We start from the raw sequence: 9270 nt of genomic DNA, 5'->3' as shown, positions 1-9270 counted from the left end.
ACGACCGGATGACGGCTGTTGTGGTTCGTGGTGGTGGCGTAGAGGACGTCGGGTCCGGTGGTGGCAGGTAGTCGTTCGACACGCCCCTTGACTACCAAGAGTCACATCATGAACACAATGAGCCTCGCCGGGTGCGGCGGCCGGGGCGGCGGGCGTCCCGGCCGCCGCCGGTCACAGCAGGATCACCCCGAGGACCAGGACGAACACGATGGACGTGACGCCCTGCACGAGGGTCGCGGCGGTCTGCGCGCGGTAGGCGGTGGAGACGTTCATGCCGGAGAACTGCGTGACGACCCAGAAGTAGGAGTCGTTGACGTGGCTGACCACCATGGCGCCCGCGCCGATGGCCATGACCGCCAGGACCTGGCCGATGGGGACGGCGCCCATCGTGCCGTCCAGGCCGAGCGCGGGCAGCAGCGGCTGCGCGAGCGTCGAGGTGATGATCAGGGCGGCGGTGCTGCTGCCCTGCGCGGTCTTCAGCAGCGCGGCCAGGGCGAACAGGACCAGCAGGGCGACGGGCCCGGCGATGGCCGAGCCGTCGCCGATGAGCGTCTTGATGTAGTCGGCGATGGGCGTCGACTTGATCACCGCGCCGAACGCGCCGCCCGCGCCGGTGATCACCAGGATGACGGCGGAGTCGGCCAGGCCCTCGCCGACCCAGGTGGTGAGCACTTCGGCGTCGCGGCGGGTGGGCAGCAGCGCCAGGGCCAGCAGCACGCCGATCAGCAGCGCGTTGACGGGGGCGCCCAGGTCGGCCAGGACGTCGCCGGCGGCGCCGCCGACCAGGGTGCCGTCGCCGGACGGGAACGAGGCGACCGACCCGATCGCCATCAGCAGGATCGGCACGACGATCGGGGCGACCGCGCGGCCGAGGCCGGGGATGCGGTCGAACTGCGCCTTGTACTCCTCGAAGGTCTGCTCGGCCTGCGGGAGGGCGGTCTCCAGGTGCGCGGTGCGGCGCAGCGCCCACGCCAGCCCGGCGATGGTGGCGACCAGGGACACCGGGATGCCGAACAGGATGACCCAGATCAGGCCGTCGGAGCCGATGCCGACGTTGCCGGCCGCGGCGATCGGGCCGGGCGTCGGCGGGACGAAGGTGTGCGAGGCGTACAGGCCGGTGGCCAGCGCGGTGCCCAGGACGACGGGGTTCTTGCCGGTCTTGCGGGCGATCGAGCGCTGCAGGGGCGACAGCACGACGTATCCGGAGTCGCAGAACACCGGGATGGACACGACCCAGCCGATCAGCGACATGGCGATGGCGGGGTGGCGTTTGCCGACGACCTTCAGGACGGCGTCGGCGAGGGTGACGGCGGCGCCGGTGCGTTCCAGCACCTTCCCGATGATCGTCCCGAAGATGATCACCAGTCCGATGCTGGCGAGGATCGATCCGAAGCCCTCGGCGATCGTCCCGCCGAGGTCGGCCACGTACGGCTCGTCGGACCCGGCGGCGGCGCCGATGCCCATGGCCGCGAGCCCGAACGCGAACGTGGCCAGCACGATCGCCAGGAACGGGTGCAGCTTGAATCGCCCGCTCAGCAGGATGATCAGGCCGATGCTCGCGGCGAGCGCGAGCATCAGGAAGGGGCCGGTGGTGGTCATGGGACTCCTTGACGTGCTCTTACCTGGGGGTGGGCGGGCCGGGCCGCCCGGGGGAGCGGCGCGGACCGTCGTTCGGGGGACGGGTCGGAAGGGGGCGGGGCGGGTCAGGGACGTGCGCAGCCGCACGACCTGCTCGGCGAGATCGGCCAGCAGCGGCGCGGCCGAGCCGATCAGCTCGTCCAGGGTGCGGGGGCCGTCGGCGAGGCTGAACGCGGCGGTCAGCCCGAGGGCGTGCAGGTCGTCCAGCGGCCCGGCGACCGACCCGGCGAGCGCCGCGACGGGGACGCCGCCGCCGCGGGCGAGCTCGGCGACGACCGAGACGACCTTCCCGGCGGCGCTCTGCCCGTCCAGCCGCCCCTCCCCGGTGATCACCAGGTCGGCGGTGTCCAGCGCGGCGGGCAGGCCGACCATGTCGGCGACCAGGTCGCGCCGCGGGCGGGCTCGGCGCCCAGCACCGCGACCAGCCCGCCGCAGGTGCCGCCCGCGGCGCCCGCGCCGGGCAGGTCGTGGACGGCGACGCCGTAGCGGTCGGCCAGGACGTCGGCGAAGCGGGTCAGCGCGGCGTCCAGCACGGCGACCTGGCCGGGGGTCGCGCCCTTCTGCGGGCCGAACACCGCGGCGGCGCCGGACGGCCCGACGAAGGGGTTGGTGACGACGCAGGCGACGCGGAAGCGGGTGCCGCGGACCGCGGCGGGGACGCGGGTGTCGTCGATCGCGGCGATCGCGGCGAGGGCGCCGCCGCCCGGCGGCAGCTCCGCGCCGTCCGCGCCGGTGAACCGGACGCCCAGGGCGCGCAGCAGCCCGGTGCCGCCGTCGGTGGTGGCGCTGCCGCCGACGCAGACCTGGACGTCGCGGGCGCCGCGGGCGACCGCGTCGGCGACGAGCTCGCCCGTCCCGGTGGTGTCGGCCCGCATGGGGTCGCGTTCGCCGTCGGGCAGCAGCGGCAGCCCGGACGCCGCGGCGAGTTCGACGACGGCCGCGCGCCCGTCCCGGGAGATCGCGTAGCGGGCCTCGACGGGACGGCCGAGCGGGCCGGTGACGGTGCGGGCGATCTCTTCGCCGCCGCGGGCGCGCAGGAAGCAGTCCACGGTGCCCTCGCCGCCGTCGGCCATCGGCACCTGCGTGACGGTCGCGCCGGGCGCGGCGCGGCGCACGCCGGTCTCCACGGCCGCGCATACGGCGGCCGCGCCGAGGCCGCCCTTGAACGAGTCGGGCGCGACGACGATGTGCACGGGACGTTCCCCTCCTGGTCACGGCCCCGGTCACGGCACCGGGGTGTGGACAGACCTTAGAAGCGGCGGGCGGCGCCGGGCACCGGCACGGCGACCAAAGTCCGGCGCGCGGGACCGGCCCGGCTTTGTGCGGGGCGCCGAAAAGCGGGGCGCCGAAGACCGGTGGGGCGGGGAGGCCGGTGGGGCGGGGAGGTCAGTGGGCGCGGTCCAGGTCGGTGAGGTGGAGGGCCAGGCGCAGCGCGACGGCGTCGTCGAAGGCGCGCGGGTCGCGTCCGGTCAGCGCGGCGACCCGTCCCAGCCGGTACACCAGGGTGTTGCGGTGCACGTTGAGTTCCCGCGCGGCGCGCGCGGCGTGCCGGCCGTGGTCGAAGTAGGCGCGCAGGGTGCGGCGCAGTTCATCGGGGAGCGGGCCGAGGATCCGGGCGGCGGCCGCGGCGGCGGCCGGGGCGGGCAGGTCGGCGAGCAGGACGGCCACTTCCCGTTCGTGCAGCGTCGTGACGTCCGGGAGGGTGCGGCTGCGCAGGGCGAGGCGGGCGCGGCGGACGGTCTCGGCGAGGGCGCCGAAGTCGGCGCAGGTCCCGGCGTCCAGCAGGCACGCGCGGGGCAGGTCGCGGCGCAGGTCCAGCAGCCGTGCCCGCAGCGCGGCGGGCGCGCCTGCCCCGGCCACCGCCCACAGGGTGCCGGTGACGTCTACCGACGCCAGGACCTGCCGCTCGCCGCCGCCGAGCACCGTAGAGGCTGTCGGCGGCGCCCATCGCGTCGGCGGCGGAGTCGGCGGCGGGGCGCAGCGCGAACAGCGCGAACGGCGCCTCGGGGCGGGCGTCGACCAGCCGCAGCCGCTGCCGCCACGCCGCCTCGGTGAGCCGTCCCGCCAGCAGGTCGGCGACGATCTGGTCGCGGGTGCGGCGCCGCCATTCGGCTTCGGCCCGCATCGCCTGCTGGGTGATCATCAGCTCGGTCATCAGGGCGACGGCCTCGGCGAGGTCGCCGACCTCGCGGGGTTCGCCGGTCACCCCGACGACCCCGGCGATCTCCGTGCCGATCCGGACCGGCAGGTTGACCCCGGCGCGGGTGCCGCGCATGCGGCGCGCCTGCGCGCCGGTCACCGCGACGAGGCGCCGCCGTGCAGCACCCGGACCGGCGTCGTGCACGCCGCCGACGCGGTCGCGGTCGCCGCTGGCGATGATGACGCCGCGCCCGTCCATGAGGTTCACGTTCCGGCCGAGGCGCCGCATGATCTCGTCCACGATGGCCTGGGCGTCGGTACCGGTGATCACGCCGCCACTCTATGCGCCGGGCGCGCGCCGTCCCCCGCGCGCGTTCCGTCCGGGTCTTGCGGTGGCGGGGGCGGACGGCGCGGGCGGCGCGGCCGACGATCTCGGCGAGCGTCGCGGCGAGTTCGGGCGGGTCGAGCAGGGTGTAGTCGACGGGCAGCGCGGTGATGCGGTGCGCGAGGAACCACAGGGTGTCGCCGTGGGTGTGCAGGCGGCAGGTGCGGTCGTCGACCGGTTCCAGGACGCCCTGCCAGGCGGTGACGTGCGGGGCTGCCTGGGCGACCGGGGCGTGCAGCAGCAGCCGGGCGCGGATCGTCCCCGATCCGCCCGCCAGGGCGTCCATCGCCCACGCCGCCGCGTCGGCGCCGCCGGGCAGGGCGCGGGCGGGGCGGCGGGCGCGGTGCGGTGGACGCCGGTGACGCGGTCGGCGCGGAAGGTGCGCCAGGCGTCGCGGTCGGTGTCGTGGGCGACCAGGTACCAGCGGCGTCCGGCGGCGACGAGGCGGTGCGGCTGCGCGGCGTCGCCGCGAGGTGCGGCCGTCGGCGGAGGCGTAGGCGAAGCGGACGTCCTCGCCGGTGACGCAGGCGGCGGCCAGGGCCGTCAGGACGCCGGGGTCGGCGGCGGGCGCGTCCCGGTCGGGCAGGGCGACGGCGGCCTCGGCGAGGGCGGCGACGCGGTGCCGCAGCCGGGGCGGCAGGACCTGTTCGAGTTTGGCCAGGGCGCGGGGGCCGCTGTCGGCGACGCCGGTGACGGCGGACGCGGCGGCGGTGCGCAGGCCGATGGCGATGGCGACGGCCTCCTCGTCGTCCAGCAGCAGCGGCGGCATCGCGGTCCCGGCGGCGAGCCGGTACCCGCCGGTGCTGCCGTGCGCGGCGTGGACGGGGTAGCCGAGGCCGCGGAGCCGTTCGATGTCGCGGCGGACGGTGCGGGGGCTGACGCCCAGGCGGCGGGCGAGTTCGCCGCCCGGCCATTCCCGCGGGGTCTGCAGCAGGGACAGCAGCCGCAGCAGCCGTCCGGAGGGATCGCGCATGGATCCCATCCTGCCGCCCATTAGGACGTTCGATGACCTATTGGCGGCATAGCGTCGAGACGTCGGCGGGCGCGGGCGTCGCGTCCGGTGAGCGGAGGGAGAACGGCATGCTGCGGGGAATGGCGAACGTGAGCCTGTGGGCGGACGATCTGGAGGCGGCGCGCGACTGGTACGCCGAGGTGCTGGGCGCGGAGCCCTATTTCAGCAAGGCGGGACCGGACGGGCGGGTCGGGTACTACGAGTTCCGGGTCGGCGACCGCCGGGACGAGGTCGGGCTGATCGACGCGCGGTTCGCGCCGCCCGGGCACGCGCCGGGCCCGGGCGGGGCGATCCTGAGCTGGCACGTGGACGACCTGGAGGGGTCGCTGGCGCGGCTGCTGGAGCTGGGCGCGGTCCCGCACGAGGGGATCACGCCGCGCGGGGAGGGTTTCGTCACCGCGTCGGTCGTCGATCCGTTCGGCAACGTCCTGGGGATCATGACGAACCCGCACTGGCTGGAGATGCTGGCGGCCGGGCGGTGACCCGGCGCGCCGGGGGCGTGCGGAGCGTGCGGGGCGTGCGGGGTCAGGACGCGATGTAGTCGCGCAGGTGGCGGGCGGTGAGGGTGTCGGCGTCGGCGACGAGCCCGGCGGGGGTGCCGGTGTAGACGACGCGGCCGCCGTCGTGGCCGGCGCCGGGGCCCAGGTCGATGATCCAGTCGGCGTGCGCCATGACGGCCTGGTGGTGCTCGATGACGATGACGGTGCCGCCGGCGTCGACGAGGCGGTCGAGCAGGCCGAGCAGCTGGTCGACGTCGGCGGGGTGCAGGCCGGTGGTGGGCTCGTCCAGCACGTAGACGTCGGCTTTGCCGGCCATGTGGACGGCGAGCTTGAGGCGCTGCCGCTCGCCGCCGGACAGGGTGGTGAGGGGCTGGCCGAGCCGCAGGTAGCCCAGGCCGACGTCGGCGAGGCGGTCCAGGACGGTGCGGGCCTGCCCGGAGGGGAAGAACTCGCGGGCTTCGGCGACGGGCATGGCCAGCACCTGGCTGATGTCCTTGCCGCGCAGCTTGTAGGTGAGGACTTCGGCGGTGTAGCGGCGGCCCGCGCATTCCTCGCAGACGGCGGCGACCCCGGCCATCATGGCCAGGTCGGTGTAGACCAGGCCGATGCCCTTGCAGGCGGGGCAGGCGCCTTCGGAGTTGGCGCTGAACAGGGCCGCTTTGACGCCGTTGGCCTTGGCGAACGCGGCGCGGACGGCGTCCAGCAGCCCGGTGTAGGTGGCGGGGTTGCTGCGGCGGGACCCGCGGATGGCGGACTGGTCGACCACGACGACGCCGTCGCGGCCGGGCAGCGACCCGTGGATCAGGGAGCTCTTGCCGGATCCGGCGACGCCGGTGACGACGGTGAGGACGCCCAGCGGGATCTCCACGTCGACGTCGCGCAGGTTGTGCAGGTCGGCGCCCTTGATGGCCAGGTGGCCGGCGGGTTCGCGGACGGCGTCGCGGGGGCGGGCGCGGTCGCCCAGGTGGCGGCCGGTGCGGGTGCCGAACGCGCGCAGGCCCGCACGTCCCCGGCGTAGCAGACGCGGCCGCCCGCGGTGCCGGCGCCGGGGCCGAGGTCGACGACGTGGTCGGCGATGGCGATGGTCTCGGGCTTGTGCTCGACGACCAGGACGGTGTTGCCCTTGTCGCGCAGCCGCAGCAGCAGGTCGTTCATGCGGGCGATGTCGTGGGGGTGCAGCCCTGCGGTGGGCTCGTCGAAGACGTAGGTGACGTCGGACAGGCTGGAGCCCAGGTGCCGGACCATCTTGACGCGCTGGGCCTCGCCGCCCGACAGGCTGCCGGACTCGCGGTCGAGGCTGAGGTATCCCAGGCCGATCTCGACCAGGGAGTCCAGGGTGCCCTGGAGCGTGGCCACCAGCGGCGCGACGCGCTCGTCGCCGATCGCGCGGACGAACGCGGCCAGGTCGCTGATCTGCATGGCGGCGCAGTCGGCGATGTTGCGGCCGGCGATGCGGCTGCGCAGCGCGGCGGGGTTGAGGCGGGCGCCGCCGCAGGCGGGGCAGGCGGCGAACACCACGCGCGGTCGACGAACGCGCCGATGTGCTTTTGCATGGACTCGCGGTCCTTGTGCAGGTACAGGCGCCGCACTTTCACCAGCAGGCCCTCGTAGCTGGTGTTCATCCCGTTGCTTTTGATCTTGGTGGCGGGTTTGTTGAGGAAGTCGTCCCACTGCTGCTCGGTGTAGTCGCGCAGGGGGACGTCGGGGTCGAACAGGCCGGAGTCGACGAACACCTTCCAGTACCAGGTACCGACGCCGAAGTTCGGGGCGGTGATGGCGCCCTCGTTCAGCGACAGGCCGCGGTCGACGAGCTCGCCGACGTCGATGCGGCTGACGCGTCCGAGTCCCTCGCATTCGGGGCACATGCCCTCGGCGTTGTTGAAGCTGAACACCGCGGAGGTGCCCACGTGCGGCTCGCCGAGGCGGCTGAACACGATCCGCAGCATGGCGTGGGCGTCGGTGGCGGTCCCGACGGTGGAGCGGGAGTTGGCGCCCATCCGCTCCTGGTCGACGACGATGGCGGCCGACAGGTTGCGCAGCGCGTCGACGTCGGGGCGGCCGAGGCTGGGCATGAAGCCCTGCACGAAGGCGCTGTAGGTCTCGTTGATCAGGCGCTGGGACTCGGCGGCGACGGTGCCGAACACCAGGGAGGACTTTCCGGAGCCGGACACGCCGGTGAAGACGGTGAGGCGGCGCTTGGGGATGTCGATGTCGATGTCGGCGAGGTTGTTCTCCCGGGCGCCGCGGACCTCGATGACGTCGTGGCGGTCGGCGGCGGTCGGGCGGGCCGGGAGGCCGGTCGTGCCCGGGGCGGCGGGCTCGGGCGTCGCTGGGACGGTCATGGGTGGTCTCCACTCCCGGGGATTGATATTTTAGGGTGTAAAGAGATGCTTCGGCCGGTCAGTTTATGGCATAAGGAGATGTGGTTTGGTCGTCTTCGCCGGGCAGGGTGACCCGCGCCGCTCGATGGACCTGCTGTGGTGCGCGCGCACGACACCGCCGCGGGCGGCCGCGAGGGCGGGGGGACGGGCGGCGGGCCGTCGCGTCCCGGTCCCCGCCCGGGGCTGAGCGTGGACCTGATCGTGGACGCCGCGATCGCCGTCGCCGACGCCGAGGGAATGGCGGCGCTGTCGATGCGGGCGGTCGGCGAGCGGCTGGGCCGCACGGCGATGGCCCTGTACACCTACGTGCCGGGCAAGGCGGAGCTGGTCGACCTGATGTACGACCGCGCGCAGGCCGAGCTCCCGCCGGGGTACGGCGCGGCCGGGGGCTGGCGCGCGGCGGTGACGGCCTGGGCGCACGACACCTGGGCGTTCTACCTGCGGCATCCGTGGATGCTGGCGGTGTCGCAGGCGCGCCCGGTGCTGGGGCCGGGGGAGTACCGGGCGCTGGAGGCGCTGCTGGACGCCCTGTCGGGCGCGGGCCTGCACGGCGGGGGACGCGCGGCGCGCGGTGGCGACGCTGTCGAGCGTGGTGCGGGGCGCGGCGCGGACGGCGTCGAGGCGCGGGAGGCGGCGCGCGCGACGGGGGCGTCGGAGGACGAGTGGTGGCACGCGCGCAGCGACGCGCTGGAGGGCGTCGCCCCCGACTTCGCCGAGCGGTTCCCCCGGGTGGCGGAGCTGAGCGCCGCGGGCGCGTTCGACGACGCGGCGTTCGAGGGCGGCGATTTCGTGCTGTATCAGGAGCGCGCGGCGCGGGAGGCGTTCACGGGCGGGCTGAGGCTGGTCCTGGACGGCATCGAGGCCGCCGCCGCCCGCCCCGCCCTCTGATCTCCGGCCCCCTGATCTCCGGCCCGCAGATCTCCGGTAGGCGGGCCGGCCGGGTCAGGGGATCCGGGTGAACAGGGCCAGGACGGCGACGCCCGCGGTGAGCCAGGCGGCGTAGTCGCCGATGTGCCCCGAGTGCAGGTCGTGCAGCCGCCGCGTCACCGGCCGCACGACCGCCCCGCGGGTCGGCCGTAGCGCCGGCCGCGGCCGTCCGCGCGCGGCGGCGGCGACCACGACGGCCAGCCCGACGGTGACGGCCGACACCACAAGCCCCGACGCGCCCACGGGTGGGACGGGTGGACGGCGACACCGGTGACGCGCGCCCAGCAC

6 protein-coding genes and 3 pseudogenes are annotated in these 9270 nt (G+C 75.3%); 2 read left to right on the top strand and 7 right to left on the bottom strand.

Translation table 11 applies throughout. The features are described from left to right. Positions 1 to 171 precede the first annotated feature (171 nt). The 5 genes and pseudogenes from BJF79_RS23775 to BJF79_RS51385 all read right to left on the bottom strand — a co-directional run. Positions 172 to 2010, bottom strand: coding sequence for an SLC13 family permease (locus BJF79_RS23775; protein ID WP_262402479.1), 1839 nt, complete (start codon positions 2008 to 2010; stop codon positions 172 to 174). Continuing rightward, the gene (locus tag BJF79_RS23765) at positions 1968 to 2831 is read right to left on the bottom strand and encodes a glycerate kinase (RefSeq protein ID WP_262402478.1); all 864 of its coding nucleotides are present in this window, start codon (positions 2829 to 2831) and stop codon (positions 1968 to 1970) included. Before BJF79_RS23765 ends, BJF79_RS23775 begins: the two co-directional genes overlap by 43 nt. A gap of 193 nt (positions 2832 to 3024) precedes the next feature. Beyond that, positions 3025 to 3561, bottom strand: a complete 537-nt coding sequence (locus BJF79_RS51395) for a PucR family transcriptional regulator (RefSeq protein WP_083733765.1) — start codon at positions 3559 to 3561, stop codon at positions 3025 to 3027. A gap of 205 nt (positions 3562 to 3766) precedes the next feature. Continuing rightward, positions 3767 to 4036, bottom strand: a pseudogene (locus BJF79_RS67185) (sugar diacid recognition domain-containing protein); the annotation flags it as partial. A 151-nt stretch (positions 4037 to 4187) separates the two neighbouring features. Beyond that, positions 4188 to 5135, bottom strand: a pseudogene (locus tag BJF79_RS51385) (helix-turn-helix transcriptional regulator); the annotation flags it as partial. Between the two features lie 32 nt (positions 5136 to 5167). Between BJF79_RS51385 and BJF79_RS23740 the strand changes: the two are divergent. Continuing rightward, positions 5168 to 5656, top strand: a complete 489-nt coding sequence (locus BJF79_RS23740) for a VOC family protein (RefSeq protein WP_316043423.1) — start codon at positions 5168 to 5170, stop codon at positions 5654 to 5656. Positions 5657 to 5699: 43 nt separating this feature from the next. On the opposite strand, the pseudogene BJF79_RS23735 reads toward BJF79_RS23740, so the two are convergent. Continuing rightward, positions 5700 to 8016: pseudogene (locus BJF79_RS23735) on the bottom strand (ATP-binding cassette domain-containing protein). A gap of 135 nt (positions 8017 to 8151) precedes the next feature. Between BJF79_RS23735 and BJF79_RS23730 the strand changes: the two are divergent. Then, positions 8152 to 8943: a TetR/AcrR family transcriptional regulator gene (locus tag BJF79_RS23730; RefSeq protein WP_262402477.1), complete on the top strand. Its 792-nt coding sequence runs from the start codon at positions 8152 to 8154 to the stop codon at positions 8941 to 8943. 54 nt (positions 8944 to 8997) lie between these two features. On the opposite strand, the gene BJF79_RS23725 is transcribed toward BJF79_RS23730, so the two are convergent. Further along, positions 8998 to 9270 (bottom strand): hypothetical protein (locus BJF79_RS23725; RefSeq protein ID WP_262402476.1); only part of this gene is annotated, 273 nt, incomplete at its 5' end.

The sequence above is a fragment of the Actinomadura sp. CNU-125 genome, assembly GCF_001942465.1.
In the GTDB taxonomy this organism is placed as follows: Bacteria; Actinomycetota; Actinomycetes; order Streptosporangiales; family Streptosporangiaceae; genus Spirillospora.
Note: the sequence above shows the minus strand (reverse complement) of the source record. Positions and strands in the feature narration are given on the sequence as shown.